At 63.7% G+C, this 24,957-nt stretch carries 17 protein-coding genes and 3 rRNA genes; 18 read left to right on the top strand and 2 right to left on the bottom strand.

Going from position 1 to position 24,957, the window contains the following annotated elements; genetic code table 11:
• The first annotated feature begins 46 nt into the window (after window positions 1-46).
• The 10 genes from hpt (at window position 47) to panC (ending at window position 9,224) form a co-directional block, all read left to right on the top strand.
• Window positions 47-598 carry a hypoxanthine phosphoribosyltransferase gene (gene hpt / locus GcLGCM259_RS00400; protein WP_054821563.1) on the top strand — a complete coding sequence of 184 codons (552 nt, stop codon included), beginning with the start codon at window positions 47-49 and terminating at the stop codon, window positions 596-598.
• 110 nt (window positions 599-708) lie between these two features.
• Window positions 709-2,637, top strand: a complete 1,929-nt coding sequence (gene ftsH / locus GcLGCM259_RS00405; RefSeq protein WP_138173107.1) for an ATP-dependent zinc metalloprotease FtsH — start codon at window positions 709-711, stop codon at window positions 2,635-2,637.
• Window positions 2,638-2,820: 183 nt separating this feature from the next.
• Entirely contained in the window at window positions 2,821-3,432 is a 612-nt protein-coding gene (gene folE / locus GcLGCM259_RS00410; RefSeq protein ID WP_054821888.1) for a GTP cyclohydrolase I FolE, read from the top strand.
• 4 nt (window positions 3,433-3,436) lie between these two features.
• Complete coding sequence (gene folP, locus GcLGCM259_RS00415; RefSeq protein WP_138925408.1) at window positions 3,437-4,339, top strand: dihydropteroate synthase; 903 nt, start codon at window positions 3,437-3,439, stop codon at window positions 4,337-4,339.
• Window positions 4,326-5,165: a 2-amino-4-hydroxy-6-hydroxymethyldihydropteridine diphosphokinase gene (gene folK, locus GcLGCM259_RS00420; protein ID WP_138925409.1), complete on the top strand. Its 840-nt coding sequence runs from the start codon at window positions 4,326-4,328 to the stop codon at window positions 5,163-5,165. Before folP ends, folK begins: the two co-directional genes overlap by 14 nt.
• Window positions 5,162-5,638, top strand: coding sequence for a DUF3180 domain-containing protein (locus tag GcLGCM259_RS00425; RefSeq protein ID WP_138925410.1), 477 nt, complete (start codon window positions 5,162-5,164; stop codon window positions 5,636-5,638). The genes folK and GcLGCM259_RS00425 overlap by 4 nt, the downstream gene beginning before the upstream one ends.
• Window positions 5,625-6,110, top strand: a complete 486-nt coding sequence (locus tag GcLGCM259_RS00430; RefSeq protein WP_171021076.1) for a PH domain-containing protein — start codon at window positions 5,625-5,627, stop codon at window positions 6,108-6,110. Before GcLGCM259_RS00425 ends, GcLGCM259_RS00430 begins: the two co-directional genes overlap by 14 nt.
• Entirely contained in the window at window positions 6,107-7,468 is a 1,362-nt protein-coding gene (locus GcLGCM259_RS00435) for a PH domain-containing protein (RefSeq protein WP_138173097.1), read from the top strand. The genes GcLGCM259_RS00430 and GcLGCM259_RS00435 overlap by 4 nt, the downstream gene beginning before the upstream one ends.
• 3 nt (window positions 7,469-7,471) lie before the next feature.
• Entirely contained in the window at window positions 7,472-8,338 is an 867-nt protein-coding gene (locus GcLGCM259_RS00440) for a Rossmann-like and DUF2520 domain-containing protein (RefSeq protein WP_138925411.1), read from the top strand.
• A 4-nt stretch (window positions 8,339-8,342) separates the two neighbouring features.
• A complete protein-coding gene (gene panC / locus GcLGCM259_RS00445) occupies window positions 8,343-9,224 on the top strand; it encodes a pantoate--beta-alanine ligase (RefSeq protein ID WP_138925412.1) in 882 nt (293 codons plus the stop codon).
• On the opposite strand, the gene GcLGCM259_RS00450 is transcribed toward panC, so the two are convergent.
• Window positions 9,221-10,183: an NAD(P)H-dependent flavin oxidoreductase gene (locus GcLGCM259_RS00450; protein ID WP_138925413.1), complete on the bottom strand. Its 963-nt coding sequence runs from the start codon at window positions 10,181-10,183 to the stop codon at window positions 9,221-9,223. The two genes, panC and GcLGCM259_RS00450, sit on opposite strands and share 4 nt — an antisense overlap.
• 588 nt (window positions 10,184-10,771) lie before the next feature.
• On the opposite strand from GcLGCM259_RS00450, the gene GcLGCM259_RS00455 reads away from it, so the two are divergent.
• The 8 genes from GcLGCM259_RS00455 (at window position 10,772) to GcLGCM259_RS00490 (ending at window position 23,466) form a co-directional block, all read left to right on the top strand.
• A 16S ribosomal RNA gene (locus GcLGCM259_RS00455) occupies window positions 10,772-12,308 on the top strand.
• A gap of 553 nt (window positions 12,309-12,861) precedes the next feature.
• Window positions 12,862-16,002 (top strand): 23S ribosomal RNA (locus GcLGCM259_RS00460).
• A 193-nt stretch (window positions 16,003-16,195) separates the two neighbouring features.
• A 5S ribosomal RNA gene (gene rrf, locus GcLGCM259_RS00465) occupies window positions 16,196-16,312 on the top strand.
• Together the 16S, 23S and 5S rRNA genes form the textbook arrangement of a ribosomal RNA operon.
• 227 nt (window positions 16,313-16,539) lie before the next feature.
• The gene (locus tag GcLGCM259_RS00470) at window positions 16,540-18,504 is read left to right on the top strand and encodes a M13 family metallopeptidase (RefSeq protein ID WP_138925414.1); all 1,965 of its coding nucleotides are present in this window, start codon (window positions 16,540-16,542) and stop codon (window positions 18,502-18,504) included.
• 117 nt (window positions 18,505-18,621) lie between these two features.
• Window positions 18,622-20,142 (top strand): lysine--tRNA ligase, encoded by a 1,521-nt coding sequence (lysS, locus tag GcLGCM259_RS00475; RefSeq protein ID WP_138174731.1) that lies wholly within the window; start codon window positions 18,622-18,624, stop codon window positions 20,140-20,142.
• Between the two features lies 1 nt (window position 20,143).
• Entirely contained in the window at window positions 20,144-20,332 is a 189-nt protein-coding gene (locus GcLGCM259_RS00480; protein WP_138925415.1) for a hypothetical protein, read from the top strand.
• Window positions 20,333-20,448: 116 nt separating this feature from the next.
• Window positions 20,449-20,769 carry a histone-like nucleoid-structuring protein Lsr2 gene (locus GcLGCM259_RS00485; RefSeq protein WP_138174727.1) on the top strand — a complete coding sequence of 107 codons (321 nt, stop codon included), beginning with the start codon at window positions 20,449-20,451 and terminating at the stop codon, window positions 20,767-20,769.
• 183 nt (window positions 20,770-20,952) lie between these two features.
• Window positions 20,953-23,466, top strand: a complete 2,514-nt coding sequence (locus tag GcLGCM259_RS00490) for an ATP-dependent Clp protease ATP-binding subunit (protein ID WP_138174725.1) — start codon at window positions 20,953-20,955, stop codon at window positions 23,464-23,466.
• Between the two features lie 98 nt (window positions 23,467-23,564).
• Here GcLGCM259_RS00490 and GcLGCM259_RS00495 read toward each other — a convergent pair whose 3' ends face one another.
• Entirely contained in the window at window positions 23,565-24,779 is a 1,215-nt protein-coding gene (locus GcLGCM259_RS00495; protein WP_138925416.1) for an MFS transporter, read from the bottom strand.
• Window positions 24,780-24,957 lie beyond the last annotated feature (178 nt).

Raw genomic sequence — 24,957 nt, forward strand, 5'->3', positions numbered from 1 at the left:
TGGCAATCTAGTGGGGTACCACCCCTCTACATTCAGGAGAACCTTCGTGGATTCGAACGAGATCAAGGCCGATCTGGCCCACGTGCTGTACACCAAGGAAGAGATCCAGGCCCGGATCAACGAACTGGCCGCGCAGATCGACAAGGACTACGAAGGCCGCGACATCCTCGTGGTGGGTGTGCTCAAGGGCGCGGTGATGGTCATGGCCGACCTCTCGCGCGCACTGAAGTCGCACGTGACCATGGACTGGATGGCGGTCTCCTCCTACGGTTCGGGCACCCAGTCCTCCGGGGTGGTACGCATCCTCAAGGACCTGGACACCGACCTGATGGGCAAGCACGTGCTGATCGTGGAGGACATCATCGACTCCGGGCTGACCCTGTCGTGGCTGAAGTCCAACCTGGAATCCCGCGGCCCGGCCAGCGTGGAAATCTGCACCCTGCTGCAGAAGCCGGAGGCGGCCAAGGTGAAGATCGACGTGAAGTACGTGGGCATGGACATCCCCAACGAGTTCGTGGTCGGCTACGGGCTGGACTACGCGGAGAAGTACCGCAACCTGGACTGCATCGGCACCCTGGCGCCCCACATCTACCAGTAGGGAACTTTTCGTGCGCCGCGTGCGTTGATCAGTATCGATAGACATGGCGTAGCCCGGACGTCGGATGAAGTGCGTGAGGGGGATGCGGGGGAACGGGAACCTCCGGATCGATGAAAACCAAGAAACTTTTTAACAGCTGGATCATTTGGGTGCTCGTCGGGGTCACCGCCGTGCTGTTGTTCCTGCCGATGCTTTTCGGGCAGAACAGCGCGCGCGTGGACACCTCGGTGGGCCTGAACCAGCTGCGTTCGGGCAACGCCGCCGAGGCGAAGATCTTCGACGGGGACCAGCGGGTGGACCTGCTGCTGAAGGACCCGCTGAACGTGGACGGGGTCGACAAGGGCAAGAACGTCTCCTTCTACTATTCGGTGGCCCGCAGCGAGCAGGTTATCGACGCCATGAACGGCGCGAAGCTGAACAAGTTCACCGACCAGCCGGTGCAGAACAACTGGTTCGTCTCCATGCTGGGCGTGATCATCCCCTTCCTGCTGATCGCCGGCCTGTTCTGGTTCATCCTGGCCCGCTCCCAGGGCGGGGGCTCGAAGGTCATGCAGTTCGGCAAGTCCAAGGCGAAGCTGATCACCAAGGACATGCCGCAGGTGACGTTCAAGGACGTGGCCGGGGCCGATGAGGCCGTGGAGGAGCTGCACGAGATCAAGGAGTTCCTGCGCGAGCCGGGCAAGTTCCAGGCCGTGGGCGCGAAGATCCCCAAGGGCGTGCTGCTCTACGGTCCCCCGGGCACCGGCAAGACCCTGCTGGCCAAGGCCGTCGCCGGTGAGGCGCAGGTCCCGTTCTACTCGATCTCCGGTTCGGACTTTGTGGAAATGTTCGTCGGCGTGGGCGCCTCGCGCGTGCGCGACCTGTTTGAGCAGGCGAAGAACAATTCCCCGGCGATCATCTTCGTCGATGAGATCGACGCGGTGGGCCGCCACCGCGGCGCCGGCATCGGCGGGGGCAACGACGAACGCGAGCAGACCCTGAACCAGCTGCTGGTGGAGATGGACGGCTTCGACGCCACCACCAACGTCATCCTGATCGCCGCGACCAACCGTCCCGACGTGCTGGATCCGGCGCTGCTGCGCCCGGGCCGCTTTGACCGGCAGATCCCGGTCGAGGCCCCGGACCTGAAGGGCCGCGAGCAGATCCTGAAGGTGCACGTGAAGGGCAAGCCCGTGGACGAGTCCGTGGACCTGACCGCGGTGGCCAAGAAGACCCCCGGGTACACCGGCGCGGACTTGGCCAACGTGCTGAACGAGGCGGCGCTGCTGACCGCGCGCTCCAACGCGAACCTGATCGATGACCGCGCCCTGGATGAGGCGATCGACCGGGTGATGGCCGGCCCGCAGAAGCGCACCCGGCTGATGGACGAGCACGAGCGCAAGGTCACCGCCTACCACGAGGGCGGGCACGCGCTGGTGGCCGCGGCCATGAACCAGACCGCCCCGGTCACCAAGATCACCATCCTGCCGCGTGGCCGCGCCCTGGGCTACACCATGGTGGTGCCCGAGTCGGACAAGTACTCGGTGACCCGCAACGAACTGCTGGACCAGATGGCCTACGCCATGGGCGGGCGCGTGGCCGAGGAAATCGTCTTCCACGACCCGTCCACCGGGGCCAGCAACGACATCGAGAAGGCCACCGCCACCGCGCGCAAGATGGTCACCGAATACGGGATGAGCGAGAAGGTCGGCGCGGTGCGCCTGTCCTCCTCCTCCGGGGACGCGATGTACGGCCAGGCCGGCAGCCGCGAATACTCCGATGAGATGGCCTCGCTGGTCGACGACGAGGTGCGCAAGCTCATCGAGGCGGCGCACGACGACGCGTACTGGGCGCTGACCCACAACCGTCCGGTGCTCGACCGGCTGGCGCTGGCGCTGTTGGAGCACGAGACGCTGAACCAGAAGGAGATCGAGGAGATCTTCTCCGACCTGGTCAAGATCGACAAGCGCGAGGTGTGGCTGTCCAACGCGCAGCGCCCCGTGCACGAGGCCGGGCCGATTCTTAGCCCCAAGGAGCGGGCCGCGCAGGCCAGCGACTAGGCAGGCACCCCGCGGGCGGCCGGAGGCGAAACGCCCCGGCCGCCCGCGGCGTATCGCCCACCGCCCACGGGTGCCGGCGGTGCCCGTGTTACCTTTCGATGCGCGGGCCGGCACCCCAAACCGGATAGGATCTAGAACGTGAGTAGTTCCAAGACCATAGACAGTTCGAAGAGCCAGGACAGCGTGCCCGGTCCCGAGGGAGCCCAGTCCTCCAACGGCGTGCCGGCCAAAGAAGTGGACCAGCCGCGCATTGCGGCGGCGGTGCGCGAGATCCTGCTGGCCATCGGCGAGGACCCGGACCGTGACGGGCTGGTGGACACCCCCAAGCGGGTCGCCAAGGCGTACGCCGAATTCTTCGCCGGGCTCAGCCAGGACCCGGCCGAACACCTGGACACCACCTTTGACATCGAGCACGATGAACTGGTGCTGGTCAAGGACATCCCGTTCTACTCCACCTGCGAGCACCACCTGGTCCCGTTCCACGGTTCGGCGCACATCGGCTACATTCCGGGCAAGGCCGGAAAGGTCACCGGGCTGAGCAAGCTGGCCCGGCTGGTGGAGGTCTTCGCCCGCCGCCCCCAGGTCCAGGAGCGGCTGACCACCCAGATCGTCGACGCCCTGGTTGAGCACCTGCACCCGCAGGGCGCGATCGTGGTCGTGGAATGCGAGCACATGTGCATGTCCATGCGCGGGGTGCAGAAGCCCGGCGCGAAGACCGTCACCAGCGCGGTGCGCGGCCAGCTGCGCGAAACCGCGACCCGCGCCGAAGCCATGAGCCTGATCTTAGGAAAGTAGTGATATGTCTCTAGGAGCGATTCCGGGCACCGGCCCGGCCACCAGCCCGCTGACCGTGATCCGCAAGATCAAGCGCAAGACCTTCGCCGATCTGCCCACCGACCGCACCCTGGTCATGGGGATCCTGAACATCACCGAGGACTCCTTCTCCGACGGCGGGAAGTACCTGGACTCCGGGGCCGCCATCGACCAGGGCCTGAAGCTGCTGTACTCCGGCGCGGACATCATTGACGTGGGCGGGGAGTCCACCCGTCCCGGCGCCGCCGAGGTGGATCCGCAGCTGGAACGCGAACGCATCATCCCGGTCATCCAGGCCCTGGCCAAGGGCGGGGCGGTGGTGTCGGTGGACACCATGCACGTGGACACCGCCCGTGCCGCCATCGACGCCGGCGCGCACCTGATCAACGACGTCTCCGGGCTCACCTACGAGCCGGGCATGCCCGAACTGATCGCCGAAACCGGGGTCCCCTACGTGCTGATGCACCGCCGTGGCACCGCGCAGAGCATGGTCACCGAGGCGAACTACCAGGACGTGGTCACCGAGGTGGTTGGCGAACTGCGCCAGCTGCGCGACGAGTTCGTGGCCAAGGGCGTGCGGCCCGAACAGATCATCCTGGACCCGGGGCTGGGCTTCGCCAAGGACGCCGAACACAACTGGGCGCTGCTGGCCGCGCTGGGCGAGCTGGAGGCGCTGGGGCACAAGGTGCTGATTGGCACCAGCCGCAAACGCTTCCTGGGTGAACTGCTGCGCGAGGGCGGCAAGCCGCGCGACGTGCAGAACCGCGATGCCGCCACCGCCGCAACCACCACGCTGGCCGCCGCCAACGGGGTCTGGGCGGTGCGCGTGCACGACGTGCAGTCCAGCCGCGACGCCATCGAAGTAGTGAAGGCGCATGGATCGCATTAGCGTCACCGGCATCACCGCCACCGGCCACCACGGGGTCTTCGAGCACGAGAAGCGCGAAGGCCAGCCGTTTACGGTGGACGTGGTGCTGCACACCGACACCACCCGCGCGGCGCTGAGCGACAACGTGAGAGACACCGTGCACTACGGGGAGGTCAGCGAGCTGGTCGTCGACCAGATCCAGGCCGGGCCCTGGGACCTGATCGAGAAGCTGGCCGAACAGATCGCCCAGGCGATCCTCACCGGCTACCCCAGCGTGGCGCGGGTTGACGTCACCGTGCACAAGCCCCAGGCCCCGATCCCGGTGCCCTTTGATGATGTCACCGTGGCGATCAGCCGCGTGCAGAGGGAGCACCGCGCGGTGCTGGCGCTGGGCTCGAACCTGGGCGAGAGCCGGCAGACGCTTCAGGCGGCAGTGCGCGAACTGCAGGACCACCCGCAGGTGCGGGTCGAAGCCGTGTCCCCGCTGGCGCTGACCAAGCCGGTGGGCGGGCCCGGGGGCCAGCCGGACTACCTGAACCAGGTCATCGCCGTGCGCACCACCCTGGACCCGCACCAGCTGCTGGATCTGTGCCAGCAGGTGGAGCGGGAGCACCACCGCACCCGCACCGTGCGTTGGGAGGCGCGGACCCTGGACGTGGATGTGATCACCTATGACCAGCTGGTGCTGCAGGACGAGCGGCTGACCCTGCCGCACCCGCGCGCGCACCTGCGCGGCTTCGTGCTGGCGCCGTGGAGCTGGATGGACCCCGACGCGGTGCTCGGCGGCCAGCTGGTCTCCCGCCTGGCCGCGCAGGCCGAAGACACCCCCGGCATCATCCGGCTATGAGCACGCTGCGTTTCCTGCCCCTGGCCCTGTGCGCCGTCGCCGGCGCGGTGATCGGCTACGCGCTGATGCTGGTGATGAGCGGGCGCGGGATGATGGCCCCGGTGCTGGACTATTCGGCGCTGTTTTCCATGGCCGCGGTCTCGGTGATCACCCTGATCCTGGGGATCCGGGTGAAGCTGTTCACCGCCGGGCGCACCCGGCATCGGGTGGAGCCGATCGCCGCGGCCCGCATCCTGGTGCTCGCCCAGGCCGGGGCGTACGCCGGGGCGGTGATCGCCGGGTGGCACCTGAGCCTGATGGCGGCGCTGCTGGGCGCCAGCGGCCCGAGTCCCACCGCCACCCGGGCGATCGTGCTGGCCGGGGCCGGGGTGCTGATGGTGGTCATCGGGTTCATCGTTCAGCACCTGTGCAAGCTGCCCCCGGAGGACAACGATGAGGATGCCGATGGAGCCCAAGGATATGCCACCGACTGACTTCACCGCGGTGGACCCCGCCTACTTCAAGGTCCGGCTGCTGACCTGGCTGGCGAACACCGCCCTGTACCTGATCATTGCGCTGGTGCCGCTGGGGCTGGCGCTGTTCGGGGTGCAGGTGCCCCGGTGGCTGGTGGTGCTCCCGCCGCTGCTCGTGCTGGGGATCGCGCTGTGGGCGCTGGCGCTGATCCGGCGCCGGGTGCGCGCCCTGGGCTACAGTGAACGCGCCGAGGACCTGGTGGTGCGTTCCGGGGTGCTGTTCCGCAAACGCGTGGTGATCCCCTACGGGCGCCTGCAGTACGTGGAGATGAGCTCCGGGCCGCTGGAGCGGCGCTACGGGCTGTGCCGGCTGACGGTGAACACCGCCGCCGGGGCCGCGACCGCGGTGATCCCCGGGATCCCGGCCCGGGAGGGCCAGCAGCTGCGCGAACGGCTGGTGGCGGCCGGTGAAGAGAAGATGATCGGGCTATGAGCGGGCCGTGGCAGCGGGTGCACCCGGCCAGTCCGTTCGTGCACGGCTGGCTGGCGATCGTCGGGCTCATCTACGTCTACTACACGAACACCGACGAACTGTCCTGGTCCGAACGCTTTGAGGGCCCCCGGTTGGGCTGGACCGCGGCGATCGGTTCCGCGGCGCTGCTGGTGATCCTGGTTTTCTACGCCCTGTCCTGGTATTTCACCCGCTACCGGCTGAGTGAAACGCACGTGTACGTGAACTCCGGGATGCTCTTTCGCAGCCAGAAGCAGGCGCGCATCGAACGGGTGCAGGCCATCGACATCGCCCAGCCGCTGGTGGCCCGGCTGCTGGGCCTGGCCGAACTGCGCTTTGACGTGGCCGACGGCTCCGATTCGGTGATGCGCCTGGCGTTCTTGAAGAAGGCCGACGCGCACCGGCTGCGCGGGGTCATCCTGGACCGCGCCCACGCCGCCCGCCACGGCTCCGCCCCGCCGGCGCCCGGCCCGCAGACCGGCACGGCCGATCACCCGGCCCCGGCGGCGGACACCGGGCAGCTGATCGTCTCCCGGGTCCCGGCCGGGCGGCTGCTTGGCTCCCTGCTGCTGCGCATCCCCACCATCGTGGGCCTGCTCTTCGCCCTGTTCTTCGCCGTGATGGTGCTGCTGGGCAACGCCGGTGCGTTGGCCGGGGTGATCCCGGCGCTGCTGGGCTTTGGCGGCTGGCTGTACAAGGAGCTGAACAACTCCTGGAACTTCACCGCCTCCAACACCGACACCGGGCTGCGGATCAGCCGCGGGCTGGCCGACACCCGCCAGCAGTCGATCCCCGCCGGGCGGGTGCAGGCGGTCAAGATCAGCGCCCCGGCCCTGTGGCGGCCGCTGGGCTGGTACCGGATCGAGGTCAACGCGCTGGGCCTGGGGGAGGGCGCGGAGAGTGAAACCCTGGTGATGCCGGTGGGCGACTTCGACTCGGTGTGCCAGGTGATGTGGATCCTGCTGCCGGACCTGGGCGTGAACGAACAGCGCGCCGTGCTGCACACGGCGCTGTCCACCGGCGCGCACCACGGCTTCACCACCTCCCCGGCCAGCGCCCGGCTGATCTCCCCCGGGGCGTGGCGGCACCAGGGGTACCTGCACACCGACACGGTGCTGATCACCCGCTACGGCTGGCTGGCCCGAGTGGCCAGCTTCATCCCGCACCGGCGGATCCAGGGGGTCACCTGGCACCAGGGGCCGCTGGAGCGGCGCCGCGGGCTGGCCGGGGTGCGGGTGCACTCGGCCGGGGGCAGCATCATGGGTTATGCCCACCAGATAGACAGCCGCCAGGCACTCGAACTGTTCGAGGCCCAGGCGCACCGAGCGGCCGAAAGGTAGACAGTGCACGCTCCACGACTAGGAATTGGAATCATCTCCGCCGGCCGGGTCGGCAGCGTGCTCGGCGCGGCGCTGGCCGCGGCCGGGCACCACATCACCGGGGTGCACGCCGTGTCCGAGGCCTCCCGGGAACGGGCCGGCGCCCTGCTGCCCGACGCCCAGGTGCTGCCCCCGGATGAGATCCTGCGGCGCAGCGAACTGGTGCTGTTCGCGGTGCCCGACGACGTGCTGGGGGAACTGGTGGCCGGGCTGGCCGCCGCCGGGCACTTCGTGGCCGGGCAGCTGGTGGCCCACACCGCCGGACGCTACGGCACGCGCATCCTGGAACCGGTGCGTGCCGCCGGCGCGTTCCCGCTGGCCATCCACCCGGCCATGACGTTCACCGGGATGAGCCTGGACCTGGAGCGGCTGACCGACTGCGCGTTCGCGGTCACCGCCGACGAGCCGATGTTGCCGGTCGCCCAGGCGCTGGTGGTGGAGATGCGCGGTGAGCCGGTCACCATCGCCGAGGCCGACCGCACCAGCTACCATGCGGCCCTGGCCCACGGGGCCAACCACCTGAACACCATCACCGCCCAGTCCATGGACCTGCTGCGGCGCATCGGGGTGCAGGAGCCGGGCAACACGCTGCGTGCCCTGATGAGCGCCAGCCTGGACAATGCGCTGCGTTCCGGGGCCGGTCTGCTCACCGGCCCGGTGGCGCGCGGGGATGTGGGCACCGTGCAGGCCCACGTTGAATCCCTGGCCGATGATCCGCAGGAAACCGCGGACAGCTACCGCACCCTGTCCCGCGCCACCGCCATCCGCGCCCGCGCCCAGGGCCTGATCTCCGAGGCGACGCTGCGCGAACTGCTGGGCATCCTAGAATAGTGCTGTGAAAAGCCCCGCCGCGAAAAGCCCCCAGGTCCTGACCACCCGCGCCGAACTGCGCGCCGCCATCCGCGCCGCCGCCCCCGCCTCACTGGGTTTCGTGCCGACGATGGGCGCCCTGCACTCGGGACACGAACAGCTGTTCCGGCAGGCGCGGGAGGAAAACGAGCTGGTGGTGATCTCCATTTTCGTCAACGAACTGCAGTTCAACGACCAGCAGGACTACCAGCGCTACCCGCGCGACCTGCAGGCCGATGTGCAGGTGGCCGCCCGGGCCGGGGTGGACCTGGTCTTCGCGCCCGCACCACAGGAGGTCTACCATGCCGGGACCCCGCTGATCCGGCTGGACAGCGGCGCCTTGGGACGCATGTATGAGGGGGCCTCACGCCCCGGGCACTTCGACGGCATGCTGGCGGTGGTCGCCAAGCTGCTGCACTATGCCGATCCCGGGCAGGGGCACTACCGTGCCTACTTCGGACAGAAGGACGCCCAGCAGCTGGTGCTGGTGCGCCGCATGGTCGCCGACCTGGACTACCCGGTGCAGATCCGCGCGGTGCCGATCGTGCGCACCGCCCAAGGGCTGGCCCTGTCCAGCCGCAACGCGCTGCTCAGCCAGCGGCAGGCCAGCGCCGCCCTGGTCATCCATCGGGCCATCGAACTGATCGCCGGGCGGGCCGCCCGCCACGAACCGCTGTATCTGGAGGACGCGGTCGGGCTGTTCCAGATGGAACCGGAAGTTGAGCTGGACTACTTTGTGGTGGTGGACCCGGACACCCTGCAGGAGCTGGCCTTCAACTGCCAGGACACCCCGTTCACCGGGCAGGGGCTGATCCTGGTGGCCGCCACCGTCGGCGGGGTGCGGCTGATCGACAACCAGCCGATCTAGGCAAAGCGCCGTGCCGCGTCCGCCAGCAGCTCACGGAACCCGCACAACTCCTCCATGATCTGCGCCGCGGGCTGCACCCGGATGCTGAACGCGGCCGCCTGGCCGGCGTAGACCGGGGCGATCTGCGGATCCGCGTCCGCCCGGGCCTGCTTCATCCGCTCCCGCAGGGCGCCATCGGCGTGCTCTTCCAGCCCGGACAGATCCCCGGCCCAGCGACGGGAGAACTCATTGGCCAGCGCCCGCCCACCGAACTCGGGCGCCCACGGCAGCTGCTGGGCGATGTCAAACGCCCGGGTGTAGACGGTGTCATCCAGGCCCGCGGCATTAACCGCATCCTTGAAGCGGGCATGGCCGCTGGCTTCGGCCGCGGTGATGAAGCGCGTGCCAACCCACACCGCCTGCGCGCCACCGGCCAATGCGGCCGCCACACCGCGCGCGGTGCCGATCCCGCCCGCGGCCACCACCGGCTTGTCGGTTGCATTAACCGCCAGCTGCAACAGTGCCAAGGTCCCGGCCTCGTTCCGCCCGTGGCCGCCACCCTCGCCGCCGCGGCAAATGATGATGTCAATGTCGGCGTCCTGGGCCCGCTGCAGGTCCTGCGCGTTGCCGATCTGCATGGCGGTGAGCACCCCGGACTCGCGGGCCAGCGCGGCTGGGCGGCCCACCTCGCCGAAGCTGATGCACACCAGGGAAGGGCGCTCATTCAGGAAGGCCTGCAGCGGACCCATGTCCTGCTCCAGGGCCCAGCCCATGAATCCCGCTCCCCATGGTGTGGGCAGTTCCCGGACATGGGAGAGCTGTTCCTCGATCCACTGCGGGCTCGGTGCCGCCGGAACACCGATCATGCCCACACCTCCGGCCGTGGACACCGCTGCGGCCAACTGACCGCCGGCCGCTCCGGCCATTGAGGCATTGAAAATCGGGTGACGGTAGCCAAGACGTTTCTGCAGATCGCTCATGACTCCCACACTAGGGCAGAGCACCGGCCGGTCCGAAGAGTGGGGCAGGCAGATACGCCAACGAAGACGATGAAACAGCCCGGGCGATCATCATCCGGGTTTCCGTGCCCAGCCCGGACACCAGGCACCGTGAAACGCCCCCATGACGGCCCCACGGGAGTATGACGCAGAACACCGCTTTTCGATTTGCGTGTGTGGTGGAACCTGCGTATAGTTTTTATCTGTTGCCAGCGGGAAACACACACCGGAAACGGGATGTTTACCTGGCAGCGAGAATCCCTTCCTTTGCAGGTCACCGGATGTTCGGGTCATTTTGACTCGGGCCGGGGATGTGGTAAGGTTGGAAAGTTGCTCCGGAGCGAAGCGGCCAGCCAGATGATGGTGGTTCGTGGTGTCGGAAGCGCTTGTTGTTTGAGAACTCAATAGTGTGCCAAGTTTGTTGATACCAAATTATTTTTGTTTGGTGAATACGAAACATTTATTTGCTTGATCGCCCGCACCCCCGTGTGTGGTGGTTGAGTGTTTTTTATTCGCCGGGATTGCATCATTGGCCACCGTGTGGTGGTTGGTGGTGTGCTTTTCTTGTTTTTTATGGAGAGTTTGATCCTGGCTCAGGATGAACGCTGGCGGCGTGCTTAACACATGCAAGTCGAACGATGATGCTGGTGCTTGCACTGGTGGATTAGTGGCGAACGGGTGAGTAACACGTGAGTAACCTGCCCCTGACTTCGGGATAAGCCCGGGAAACTGGGTCTAATACCGGATATGACTTCCTGCTGCATGGCAGGGGGTGGAAAGATTTATCGGTTGGGGATGGACTCGCGGCCTATCAGCTTGTTGGTGAGGTAATGGCTCACCAAGGCGACGACGGGTAGCCGGCCTGAGAGGGTGACCGGCCACACTGGGACTGAGACACGGCCCAGACTCCTACGGGAGGCAGCAGTGGGGAATATTGCACAATGGGCGAAAGCCTGATGCAGCGACGCCGCGTGAGGGATGACGGCCTTCGGGTTGTAAACCTCTTTCAGTAGGGAAGAAGCCCCTTTTGGGGGTGACGGTACTTGCAGAAGAAGCGCCGGCTAACTACGTGCCAGCAGCCGCGGTAATACGTAGGGCGCAAGCGTTATCCGGAATTATTGGGCGTAAAGAGCTCGTAGGCGGTTTGTCGCGTCTGCCGTGAAAGTCCGAGGCTCAACCTCGGATCTGCGGTGGGTACGGGCAGACTAGAGTGATGTAGGGGAGACTGGAATTCCTGGTGTAGCGGTGAAATGCGCAGATATCAGGAGGAACACCGATGGCGAAGGCAGGTCTCTGGGCATTTACTGACGCTGAGGAGCGAAAGCATGGGGAGCGAACAGGATTAGATACCCTGGTAGTCCATGCCGTAAACGTTGGGCACTAGGTGTGGGGGACATTCCACGTTTTCCGCGCCGTAGCTAACGCATTAAGTGCCCCGCCTGGGGAGTACGGCCGCAAGGCTAAAACTCAAAGGAATTGACGGGGGCCCGCACAAGCGGCGGAGCATGCGGATTAATTCGATGCAACGCGAAGAACCTTACCAAGGCTTGACATGTTCCAGACCGGGCCAGAGATGGTCTTTCCCCTTTTGGGGCTGGTTCACAGGTGGTGCATGGTTGTCGTCAGCTCGTGTCGTGAGATGTTGGGTTAAGTCCCGCAACGAGCGCAACCCTCGTTCCATGTTGCCAGCGGGTTATGCCGGGGACTCATGGGAGACTGCCGGGGTCAACTCGGAGGAAGGTGGGGATGACGTCAAATCATCATGCCCCTTATGTCTTGGGCTTCACGCATGCTACAATGGCCGGTACAATGGGTTGCGATACTGTGAGGTGGAGCTAATCCCTAAAAGCCGGTCTCAGTTCGGATTGGGGTCTGCAACTCGACCCCATGAAGTCGGAGTCGCTAGTAATCGCAGATCAGCAACGCTGCGGTGAATACGTTCCCGGGCCTTGTACACACCGCCCGTCAAGTCACGAAAGTTGGTAACACCCGAAGCCGATGGCCTAACCACCTTGTGTGGGGGGAGTCGTCGAAGGTGGGACTGGCGATTGGGACTAAGTCGTAACAAGGTAGCCGTACCGGAAGGTGCGGCTGGATCACCTCCTTTCTAAGGAGCTAACCATTATTGGTTGCCCGTTGCCGCCACGAGTGTTGGTGGGCGGGTTGCTCATGGGTGGAATATCAATGAACTATCGGTCGTGGTCCGTGCACTGTTTGGTGTGGGGGTTGTGGTCGGGTTTGGTGCTGTGGGTGGTGCTGCTGGTGAGTACGCCGTGGGTTTCCGTTGTGGGGGCTTGTGGTTGGAAGGCTGGTGGTGGTGCTTGTGGTGCCGGGTTGTGGCGCACTGTTGGGTTTTGAGGCAACAAGCATGCTGTGCCTGCCGTTGGGTGGGTGTGGTGTTCTTGGTGTTTCGGTTGAAAGACCATGTTTGTTTTCCTGTGTCCTTGGCACGCGCGCCCCGTTGGTGGGTGTGTGGTGTGGGGGTGTGGGGTTGTTGTTTGGGAACTGTATAGTGAACGCGAGCATCTTGAAATGACAGGTGCCTGCCGCATTTTGTGTGTGTGGGTGTTTGTTGTTTTGTGATTTTGTTGATTGTTTTGTTGCTCATGTATTTGAGGTTTTCTGTGCTGTCGTTTGTCTGTGATGGATGGATGATTGTGTTGAAAGTTTTTAAGGGCGCACGGTGGATGCCTTGGCATCAGGAGCCGATGAAGGACGTGGGAATCTGCGATAAGCCTGGTGGAGTCGATAACCGGACGTTGAGGCCAGGATTTCCGAATGGGGAAACCCGGCACCATGTTATGTGGTGTGACCCGTGGCTGAATGTATAGGCCATGTGGGGGGAACGCGGGGAAGTGAAACATCTCAGTACCCGCAGGAAAAGAAAACAATAGTGATTCCGTTAGTAGTGGCGAGCGAACGCGGATGGGGCTAAACCGGTAGGTGTGTGATAGCGGATAGGCGTTGCATCTTCGGGGTTGTGGGGTCCATATGTGCCAGTTCTATTCGGCTGGCGGGATGAGGTGCAGGCGTATAGGTGAATCGGTTGGAATGCCGGACCAGAGAGGGTGATAGTCCCGTAGTTATCATGCGTGCTGCCGTCCTAGTGTGGGTGCCCGAGTAGCACGGGGCTCGAGGAATCCCGTGTGAATCTGCCAGGACCACCTGGTAAGCCTGAATACTACCTGATGACCGATAGTGAATCAGTACCGTGAGGGAATGGTGAAAAGTACCCCGGGAGGGGAGTGAAATAGTACCTGAAACCGTGTGCTTACAAACCGTTAGAGCAGGGCTTTGTGTTCTGTGATGGCGTGCCTTTTGAAGAATGAGCCTGCGAGTTAGTGCTGTGTCGCGAGGTTAACCCGTGTGGGGTAGTCGTAGCGAAAGCGAGTCTGAATAGGGCGTTTGAGTGGCACGGTCTAGACCCGAAGCGAAGTGATCTACCCATGGCCAGGTTGAAGCGCGTGTAAGAGCGTGTGGAGGACCGAACCCACTTCAGTTGAAAATGGAGGGGATGAGCTGTGGGTAGGGGTGAAAGGCCAATCAAACTTCGTGATAGCTGGTTCTCCCCGAAATGCATTTAGGTGCAGCGTTGCGTGTTTCTTACTGGAGGTAGAGCTACTGGATAGGCGATGGGCCCTACAAGGTTACTGACCTTAGCCAAACTCCGAATGCCGGTAAGTTAGAGCGCAGCAGTGAGACTGTGGGGGATAAGCTTCATAGTCGAGAGGGAAACAGCCCAGAACGCCAACTAAGGCCCCTAAGCGTGTGCTAAGTGGAAAAGGATGTGGAGTTGCTGTGACAACCAGGAGGTTGGCTTAGAAGCAGCCACCCTTGAAAGAGTGCGTAATAGCTCACTGGTCAAGTGATTCCGCGCCGATAATGTAGCGGGGCTCAAGCACACCGCCGAAGTTGCGTCATTCAAACATGTCATTGGCTTTTGTGGTCCAGTGGTTTGGATGGGTAGGGGAGCGTCGTGTGGCCGGTGAAGTCGCGGTGGAAACCAGCGGTGGAGGCTACGCGAGTGAGAATGCAGGCATGAGTAGCGAATGACGGGTGAGAAACCCGTCCGCCGAATGATCAAGGGTTCCAGGGTCAAGTTAATCTGCCCTGGGTTAGTCGGGACCTAAGGCGAGGCCGACAGGCGTAGTCGATGGACAACGGGTTGATATTCCCGTACCGGCGAAGGACCGCCCATACTGAGCATCTGATGCTAACCACCTGCCGCCATGACGTGCTGCCTCCTTTGGGGGGTGGTTGTTGTGGTTGGTGGCTGGGAACCGAGGGTGTGAGGTCAGCGTGTTAACAGGTGTGACGCAGGAAGGTAGCCGAGCCAGGCAATGGAATTGACCTGGTCCAAGGGTGTAGGGTGTTTCGTTGGCAAATCCGCGGAACGTGTGCCTGAGACCTGATAGGCGCCCACTTTGGTGGGTGATTCGGTGATCCTATGCTGCCTAGAAAAGCATCGGCGTGAGGTCCCAGTCCGCCCGTACCCTAAACCGACACAGGTGATCTGGTAGAGAATACCGAGGCGATCGAGAGAATCATGGTTAAGGAACTCGGCAAAATGCCCCCGTAACTTCGGAAGAAGGGGGGCCTGCCTCGTGAGGGAAACTTGCTTTCCTGAGCGGGTGTGGGCCGCAGAGACCAGGGGGAAGCGACTGTTTACTAAAAACACAGGTCCGTGCGAAGTCGCAAGACGATGTATACGGACTGACTCCTGCCCGGTGCTGGAAGGTTAAGAGGACCTGTTAGACCCCTTTGGGGTCGAAGCGGAGAATTTAAGCCCCAGTAAACGGCGGTGGTAACTATAACCATCCTAAGGTAGCGAAATTCCTTGTCGGGTAAGTTCCGACCTGCACGAATGGAGTAACGACTTCCCCGCTGTCTCAACCATGAACTCGGCGAAATTGCAGTACGAGTAAAGATGCTCGTTACGCGCAGCAGGACGGAAAGACCCCGAGACCTTTACTATAGTTTGGTATTGGTGTTCGGTGCAGCTTGTGTAGGATAGGTGGGAGACTGTGAAGCCTGGACGCTAGTTCGGGTGGAGTCATCGTTGAAATACCACTCTGGCTGTACCGGTCACCTAACTTCGGACCATGATCTGGTTCAGGGACAGTGCCTGATGGGTAGTTTAACTGGGGCGGTTGCCTCCTAAAGAGTAACGGAGGCGCCCAAAGGTTCCCTCAGCCTGGTTGGCAATCAGGTGTTGAGTGTAAGTGCACAAGGGAGCTTGACTGTGAGAGTGACAGCTCGAGCAGGGACGAAAGTCGGGACTAGTGATCCGGCGGCACCGTGTGGAAGGGCCGTCGCTCAACGGATAAAAGGTACCTCGGGGATAACAGGCTGATCTTGCCCAAGAGTCCATATCGACGGCATGGTTTGGCACCTCGATGTCGGCTCGTCGCATCCTGGGGCTGGAGTAGGTCCCAAGGGTTGGGCTGTTCGCCCATTAAAGCGGTACGCGAGCTGGGTTTAGAACGTCGTGAGACAGTTCGGTCCCTATCCGCTGCGCGCGTTGGAAATTTGAGAAGGGCTGTCCTTAGTACGAGAGGACCGGGACGGACGAACCTCTGGTGTGTCAGTTGTACTGCCAAGTGCATCGCTGATTAGCTACGTTTGGAAGGGATAACCGCTGAAAGCATCTAAGCGGGAAGCCTGCTTCGAGATGAGATTTCCATGCACTTTTTGTGTGAGAGGCCCCCAGCTAGACCACTGGGTTGATAGGCAGGATGTGGAAGCAAGGACTAAAGACTTGTGTAGCTGACCTGTACTAATAGGCCGATGACTTATCAACACACAACAAAACCACCCCCCCCTTTTGTGTGGGGTGTTCGGCAAAGAGTGTTGCTCGCGTTCACTATACGGTTACGAAACAACAACCACACCACCCCAGGCCCCCCTCCTTGTTGGTGGGGTGTGGGGGTTGGCAGGTGTTGTTCATGGATGGTTTTGCAGCCGGCACCAGGTGTGTGGTTGTTTCACTGCTGTTACGGCGGTCATAGCGTGGGGGAAACGCCCGGTCCCATACCGAACCCGGAAGCTAAGGCCCACTGCGCCGATGGTACTGCACTCGTGAGGGTGTGGGAGAGTAGGACACCGCCGGACTTAATTTGATGAAGGGTTTGAGGCTCTACTGCACTCGTGAGGGTGTGGGAGAGTAGGACACCGCCGGACTTAATTTGATGAAGGGTTTGAGGCTCCAACCAGTGATGGTTGGAGCCTCACCTGTTTAAGCCGTTGGCGCACGGGGCAACATCTTTTGCCCCCAGCGGCGCTCAGCTGACTACAGTACAGAGGTAGAAACAGTCAGGTTTGGACAGGGGAGCATTTAGTTGAGCGCGAAGGCATTGAAATACCGCGACGAATCCATTCGGCCACAGGACGACCTATACCGCAACGCGAATGGCAAGTGGTTTGCCTCGGCGAGCATCCCCAGCGACCAGGGGCTGTACGGCTCGTTCATGGAACTGCGTGACGAGGCGGAAGCTGCGGTCCATGCGATCATCGAAGACGCCGTCGCCGCCGTGAACTCCGGCACCGAGCAGGCTCCGGATAAAGTACGCATTGCCCACCTGTATGGCAGCTTCATGAATGAGGAAGCCATCGAGGCCAAGGGGCTCGATCCGGTTCGCGGCTATCTGGAAGATATCCAACGGGTTTCCACTGCCGAAGAGCTCATTGAGCTATCCGGAGGCTTCTACCGCAAGGGCATCAGCAGCTTCCTGCAGGCCGGCGCCATGAATGACGCTGGTAATCCCGAGCGCAATCTGCTGACCTTCCTGCAAGGTGGACTGGGCCTACCGGATGAGTCTTACTACCGTGAAGAGCAGTTCGCCTCGACCGTCAGCGACTACCAGGAGCACCTGGCACGCCTGTTGGATCTCGGTGAAGTGGCGGATCCGTCGAAGGCCGCCGAAGACGTCGTGGCGTTGGAGAAAGTCATTGCCTCCCACCATTGGGATCGCGTCAAGGTCCGCGATGCCCAAGCCCGGTACAACCTGATGAGCGATGAAGAACTGCTCCAGACTTTCCCAGGGATGCGCTACTGGCTCCAAGGCGCGGGAATTGAACCGAAGTACTATGCCGAGGTTGTGCTGTGGCAGCCCAGCTTCTTCGAAGCGCTGGGCCAGACGCTGAAGGCAGAACCCCTCGAGCGTTGGAAGGCCTGGCTCACCGTCCAGGTGCTGCGCTCCTTCGCACCCTACCTTTCCAGCCCCTTCGTCAATGAAAACTTCGCGTTCTACGCCGCGAAGCTGGGCGGGGTGGAAACCCTGAAGGAGCGCTGGAAACGTGGGGTCAGCTTCACCGAAAGCGCCGTCGGTGAGGACCTGGGCCAACTCTACGTGGCCAAGCACTTCCCGCCGGAGGCGAAGGACGCCATGGACCACCTGGTGGAGCGGCTGATCGAGGCCTACCGGGACTCGATCACCACCCTGCCGTGGATGGGGGAGCAGACCATCGAGAAGGCGCTCGAAAAGTTGTCCATGTTCCGTCCCAAGATCGGCTACCCCAACGAGTGGATCGACTACTCGAGCATCACCACCGATCCGCAGGACGTGATCGCGAACCTGGCGGCCGCCAACGAGTTCGAGTTCAAGCGTGAACTGCAGAAGATTGATGACGGGGTGGATCGAGAGCTGTGGTTTATGTATCCGCAGACCGTGAACGCCTACTACCATCCGCTGTTGAACGAAATCGCCTTCCCCGCCGCGATCCTTCGCCTGCCTTTCTTTGACGTCGATCGCGACCTCGCCTCGAACTTCGGGGCGATCGGCGCGGTCATTGGCCACGAGATCGGACACGGCTTTGATGATCAGGGTTCGCAGTACGACGGCAGCGGGCAGCTGAAGAACTGGTGGACAGCGGAAGACCGGGAAGCTTTTGAAAAGCTGACCACGAAACTGGTTGACCAATACGATGCCCTCAGCCCAAGCGAAGCCCCGGACCATCAGGTCAACGGCAAGCTCACCCTGGGGGAGAACATCGGCGACCTGGGTGGCTTGGGCATCGCGTACAAGGCCTACAAGCTTGAGCTGGCCGCCCGCGGCATCGAGCAGGACCAGGTGATTGACGGGGTCAGCGGGGACCAGCGGTTCTTCTACGCCTGGGCCGAATGCTGGCGCACGCTGATTCGCCCGGAAACCGCAGTTGTTCGAGTGACCACCGACCCGCATGCGCCGGGCGAATTCCGCTGCAACCAAGTGCCAAAGAACCTGGATGCTTTCCACGAGGCGTTCGGCACCCAGCCCGGTGACGGGATGTGGCTGGATCCGGCCGAACGCGTCGAGATCTGGTAGCCGGAAGAAAGGCGGGCGCGACGTGCGCCCGCCTTTTGGCTGTTGTGGCCAACCTCAGGTGAGAGTCCAGTCATGAAGCGGCCACAACGAGAATTTTCACACGTAGAATGATGTACTGTGACTTCCCAAGATAATTCCCCTGCAGCAGACAGCCAGAACACCAACGACCAGCGGCAGGTGCGCCTGAGCAAGCGCGCCGAGCTGCTGTCCCGTGGTGAAGAGGCCTACCCCGTAGGCGTGCCGCGCACCCACAGCCTGGCCGAGGTTCGCGAACAGTTCCCTGATCTCGAGCCGGACCAGGCCACAGGAGTGAATGTGGGGGTCGCCGGTCGCATCGTCTTCATGCGCAACACCGGCAAGCTGTGCTTCGCCACCCTGCAGGAGGGCGGACCGGAGGGCGCCGGAACGCGGCTGCAGGTGATGATCTCGCTGGCGAAGGTCGGCGAGGAGCGTCTGGCCGACTGGAAGGCCCTGGTGGACCTGGGTGACCATGTCTTCGTCAAGGGAGAAGTGATCTCCTCACGCCGGGGCGAACTGTCGATCATGGCCGATGAGTTCCAGATGGCCTCCAAGGCCCTGCGTCCCCTGCCGGTGCTGCACGCCGACCTGAACGAGGAGACGCGCGTCCGTCAGCGCTACGCCGATCTGATCGTGCGCAACGAGGCCCGGGAAATGATCTACAAGCGGGCAGCCATCATCCGTGCCGTGCGCCGCACCCTGGAGGAGCGCGACTACGTCGAGATCGAGACCCCGATGCTCCAGTTGGTGCACGGCGGAGCCTCGGCCCGGCCGTTCCATACCCACCTGAACGCCTTCGACCAGGAAATGACCCTGCGCATCGCCCTGGAACTCTACCTGAAGCGCACCGTGGTCGGCGGAGTGGATCGAGTCTTCGAACTCGGCCGCATCTTCCGCAATGAGGGCGTGGACTCCACGCACTCCCCGGAGTTCACCATGCTCGAATGCTATGAGGCCTACGCCGACCAGTTCGTGATGGCCGAGCGGATTAAGGAGATCATCCTCAACGCCGCGGACGCCATCGGCGCCGGACGCGTGCTGGAAACCCCGAAGGGAACCATCAACCTGGACGGCGAATGGCGCTGGCTCGGCGTCTACCCAGGTCTGTCCGAGGCCGTCGGCATGGAGATTACCCCGGAAACCCCGGCCGAGACGCTGCGCGAGATCGCCGACAAGCACGAGGTGAAGATCGACCCGGCCTGGGATGCCCAGAAGCTGGTCATCGAGCTCTTCGGCGAGATCGTCGAACCGAACCTGATGGACCCGACCTTCGTCTACGACTACCCGCCGCTGGCCCAGCCGCTGGCGCGGCCGCACCGTTCCAAGCCCGGTGTCATCGAGGCTTGGGACCTGATCATCGGGGGCATGGAACGCGGTACCGCGTTCTCCGAGCTGATCGACCCGGTCATCCAGCGTGAGCGGCTGACCGAGCAGTCGTTGATGGCCGCCGGTGGAGACCCGGAGGCCATGCAGCTGGACGAGGACTTCCTGCGGGCCCTGGAGTACGGAGCCCCGCCCATGGGTGGCATCGGCCTGGGCATCGATCGCCTGGTCATGCTGTTCACCGACGTGGGAATCCGTGAAACCATACTGTTCCCATTGCTAAAGCCGGAGGCATAATATGCCCTATGTTGAAGCCATTCTTCCAACAATCGTTGTCGCCCTGATTTTCTGGTACGTTATCAAGGCTGTTATGAATGCCGACCGTTCGGAGCGTCAAGCTCAGGCGGAAGTTGATCAGAATAATGATTTTGGAACTACAGGTGTAGATCTGAAATCAGGAGATAATAAAGCTCACCCTGATAATTAGGTGTTAATCGTAAGATTAATGCGTAAATCATCGCCGTTATTGTCTATGATGGATACAGGTTAAGGTCTGAAGATTATTTCAGCGACCAAAGATGTACCAACCCGGAGGCTAATAACATGGCACGCCAAGTACAAATTGCATTGATCGACGATATCGATGGGGGAGAAGCCACGGAATCATTTTCCTTCAGCTTCGGCGGGCAGCATTACGAAATTGACCTGAATGATGAAAATGCGGAGAAATTCCGTGCCGCCATGGAGCCTTACATCCAGGCAGGGCGTTCCTCCAAGCAGAACTCCACCAGCGAGGCGCCGGCCATCCGCGCCTGGGCCAAGGAGAACAACATGAAGGTCAACGCCCGCGGACGACTGAATGCGGATGTGGTGGAGGCCTACTACGCGGCGCAGCGCAAGGGTGGACGCAGCCGCTCGCGCTAAGGCTTCGAACACCCCAAGCCACCACGCAAAATGACCGGGATGATTTCATCCCGGTCATTGTCGTTGGCGCACCTTCTCGGGCGCCGGGGCAACCTCACGCGGTTATCCCTGTGGCGAACAAGGCAGATTCCCGGCCTCATGGTGCGTAGCATCGAACTATTGGTAAGCAAGGAGTGTGCCGCAATGTTTGAGAGATTTACCGACCGTGCCCGTCGCGTTGTCGTGCTCGCCCAAGAAGAGGCGCGCATGCTCAACCACAACTACATCGGCACCGAGCACCTGCTGCTCGGGCTCATCCACGAAGGTGACGGAGTTGCAGCCAAAGCGCTCGAGTCCCTGAACATCTCCCTGGGCGCCGTGCGTGAACAGGTGCAGGAGATTATTGGCAAGGGGCAGCAGGCCCCATCTGGACATATCCCGTTCACTCCGCGCGCCAAGAAGGTTTTGGAGCTCTCGCTGCGCGAAGCGCTGCAGCTGGGCCACAACTACATTGGCACCGAGCACATCCTGCTGGGCCTGATTCGTGAAGGCGAGGGCGTGGCCGCACAGGTGCTGGTCAAGCTCGGTGCAGACCTGGGACGCGTGCGCCAGCAGGTCATCCAGCTGCTGTCTGGTTACCAGGGCGGGAAGGACACCGCCGCGGCGGGCGTCAGCTCCGGCGGCCAGAGCGAGGGCGCCCCGGCTGGCTCGGCCGTACTGGACCAGTTCGGCCGCAACCTGACGGCCGCAGCCCGCGAGGGCAAGCTCGACCCGGTGATCGGTCGCGAGCATGAGATGGAACGCGTCATGCAGGTCCTTTCCCGGCGCACCAAGAACAACCCGGTGCTGATCGGTGAGCCGGGCGTCGGCAAGACCGCGGTCGTCGAGGGCCTGGCCCAGGCGATCGTGCGCGGCGACGTGCCCGAGACCATCAAGGACAAGCAGCTGTACACCCTGGACCTGGGATCCCTGGTGGCCGGCTCCCGTTACCGCGGTGACTTCGAAGAGCGCCTGAAGAAGGTGCTGAAGGAAATCCGCACCCGCGGGGACATCATCCTGTTCATCGATGAGATCCACACCCTGGTCGGTGCCGGTGCCGCCGAGGGCGCCATCGACGCCGCCAGCATCCTCAAGCCGATGCTGGCCCGCGGTGAGCTGCAGACTATCGGCGCCACGACCCTGGATGAGTACCGCAAGAACATTGAGAAGGACGCCGCGCTGGAGCGCCGCTTCCAGCCGATCCAGGTCAAGGAACCGACGGTGGAGCTGACCACGCAGATCCTGCGTGGGCTGCGTGACCGCTATGAGGCGCACCACCGCGTCTCGATCACCGACGGCGCCCTGCAGGCCGCCTCCCAGCTGGCCCACCGCTACATCTCGGACCGCTTCCTGCCGGACAAGGCCGTTGACCTGATCGACGAGGCCGGGGCGCGACTGCGCATCCAGCGCATGACCGCTCCTCCGGCGCTGAAGGAAATGGACGAGGAAATCGCCACCGTGCGCCTGGAGAAGGAGGCGGCGATTGACGCCCAGGACTTCGAGGGCGCCGCGTCGCTGCGCGACAAGGAATCCAAGCTCATCGAGGCCCGCAACGAGAAGGAAAAGTCCTGGCGCAATGGCGACATGGACGAAATCTCGGAGGTCACCGAGGAGCTGATCGCCGAGGTGCTGGCCAACTCGACCGGCATCCCTGTCGTGAAGCTGACCGAGGAAGAGTCCACCCGCCTGCTGAACATGGAAGACGAGCTGCACAAGCGGGTCATCGGCCAGGATTCGGCGATCAAGGCGATCTCCCAGGCGATCCGCCGCACCCGTGCCGGGCTGAAGGACCCGAACCGCCCCGGCGGCTCGTTCATCTTCGCCGGCCCCACCGGTGTGGGCAAGACCGAGCTGGCCAAGGCGTTGGCGGAGTTCCTCTTCGGCGAGGAAGATGCGCTGATCACCCTGGACATGTCCGAGTACTCGGAGAAGCACACCGTCTCCCGGCTCTTCGGCGCCCCTCCAGGCTACGTGGGCTACGAGGAAGGCGGCCAGCTGACCGAGAAGGTGCGTCGCCGTCCCTTCTCCGTGGTGCTGTTCGACGAAGTGGAAAAGGCCCACGCGGACCTGTTCAACTCACTGCTGCAGATCCTGGAAGACGGTCGCCTGACCGACTCCCAGGGCCGGGTGGTGGACTTCAAGAACACCATTATCATCATGACCACGAACCTGGGCACCCGGGACATCTCCAAGGGCGTGATGACCGGCTTCCAGTCCTCGACCGACACCCGCACCGGCTACGAGCGGATGCAGGCCAAGGTCCAGGAGGAGCTGCGCCAGCACTTCCGTCCCGAGTTCCTGAACCGTGTCGATGACATCGTGGTGTTCCCGCAGCTGAGCCAGGAAGAGATCGAGCAGATCGTGGACCTGTTCGTGCAGCGCCTGGCCAAGCGCCTGGAGGAACGCAACATGACCATCGAGCTGACCCCGGCGGCCCGCACCGTGCTGGCGGCCCGCGGCTACGACCCGGCCATGGGTGCCCGTCCGCTGCGCCGCACGATTCAGCGGGAGATCGAGGACCAGCTTTCCGAGCGGATCCTGTTCGGCCAGATCCTGGCCGGCCAGCACATCCACGTGGATGTCGAAGGGGAGCCCGGCGCCGAGAAGTTCACCTTCCGCGCCGAAGGCGGCAACGGCCAGCTGGAAGGCGAGCCGGCCCCGGCGGCCATCGAGGGCTGACCCCCGGGTCAGCACCCCGACCAGAACCGAAGGGCGGTTCGACGGACATACCCGTCGAGCCGCCCTTTGGCGTCGGGCGCCACGGTCGCGCTGAGTGCTCAGCCGCGCCTGCGGGCCCGCAGCACCAGGAAGACCCCCAACACCGTACAACAAAGGTAGATCCCGGCCACCATCAGCCAGCCCAGGGTGAAACCCCCGGCCGAGGAGATCACCATCCCCATCACCAGGGGGCCAATGGTGAACCCGCCAAACTGCCCGGCGGAGACGATCCCGCTGGCGCTTCCCATCAGGGAGGCCGGAACCGCGCGCAGCAGGGCCGCCATCAGCACCACCGAAACGCCCAGGGCGGACGCGCCGTGCAAGGCCACGGCCAGCCACAGCAGGGTGGGGCAGTGCCAGGATTCCGCCAGCAGGAATGTGCCGGCGCCGGCCAGCGCCAGCACCGCCAGAAGCAGCAGCAGCCGCGGCGCGGAGATCCCACGCGACATCATCCGGCCCCAGCCCACCCGGGCAGTGACCCCGATGGCCCCGGCGGCCGCCGCCGTCAGCCCACCAAGCACCAGGGAGAAATCCAGTTCCCGGACCGCAAACAACGGCAGGTACACGTTCGTGGCCTGTACACCCATCCCGTTGATGAAGCCGAACACCGTCAACGCCAGGATCATTGAGCGTGTCGAGCCGCCCGCCGTCGTGGGAACCGGTGCCGCTTCGGCGGCCCGGGGCGGGGCGTCCTGCGCCAACAGCGGCACCGCGGCCAGCATCCGCACCGCCGCCAGGCCCAGCACGCCAGCGGCGACCGCGCCAACCAGGCTGGCCCCATGCCAGCCAATCCAGGCGGCCAGCAGCGGGAAGCCGACGCTGCCCACCAACTGGCTGACCTGCACCCCGGACTGCTTCACCCCGGTCCAGGCGATGCGCTGGGCACTGGGCACGCGCTGGGCCAGCACCCGGTTGGTGACCCCGTTGGGGAACGACTGCGCCAACCCGGACAGCGCCGCAGCGGCCAGCAGCAGCAGGTAGCCGCCGGGCAGGGCCGCCAGCCCCATCGATACCGCGGCGGCGCCGAAGATCAGCAGCATCAGGGTGCGGTCCGGCTGCCGGTCGCTGAACTTGCTGAACACGGCATTGCCGACCGCGGCGAAGCCAAAGCAGACGGTGGCCAGCAGTCCGAACTGCGCCTCGGAGATGCCCAGCTCCCGAATGATCAGGTCACTGGTGGCACTGAGCCCGTAGTTCAGCAGTGGGGCGATGCCCACCGCGCTGAGCAGCACCGCCAACAACCCCAGTCCGGGACGTCGCGCGCCGGTGTGCATGTGGCCCCATCCTCCTTTGCGCCCGCCATCGGGTTGAACCCCACCAGTCTGGCACAGCGCTGCCTCGCCCAGCGGCTTGCGGCAGGATTCTTACAACAGGCCGCCTTCCGCCCGGCCGCCGCACCCAGCGGGCAGGAAGGTGGGCAAACAGATCCGAAATACAGGGGTAAACTTCGCC

Source organism: Glutamicibacter creatinolyticus, assembly GCF_006094275.1.
Classification (GTDB): domain Bacteria; phylum Actinomycetota; class Actinomycetes; order Actinomycetales; family Micrococcaceae; genus Glutamicibacter; species Glutamicibacter creatinolyticus.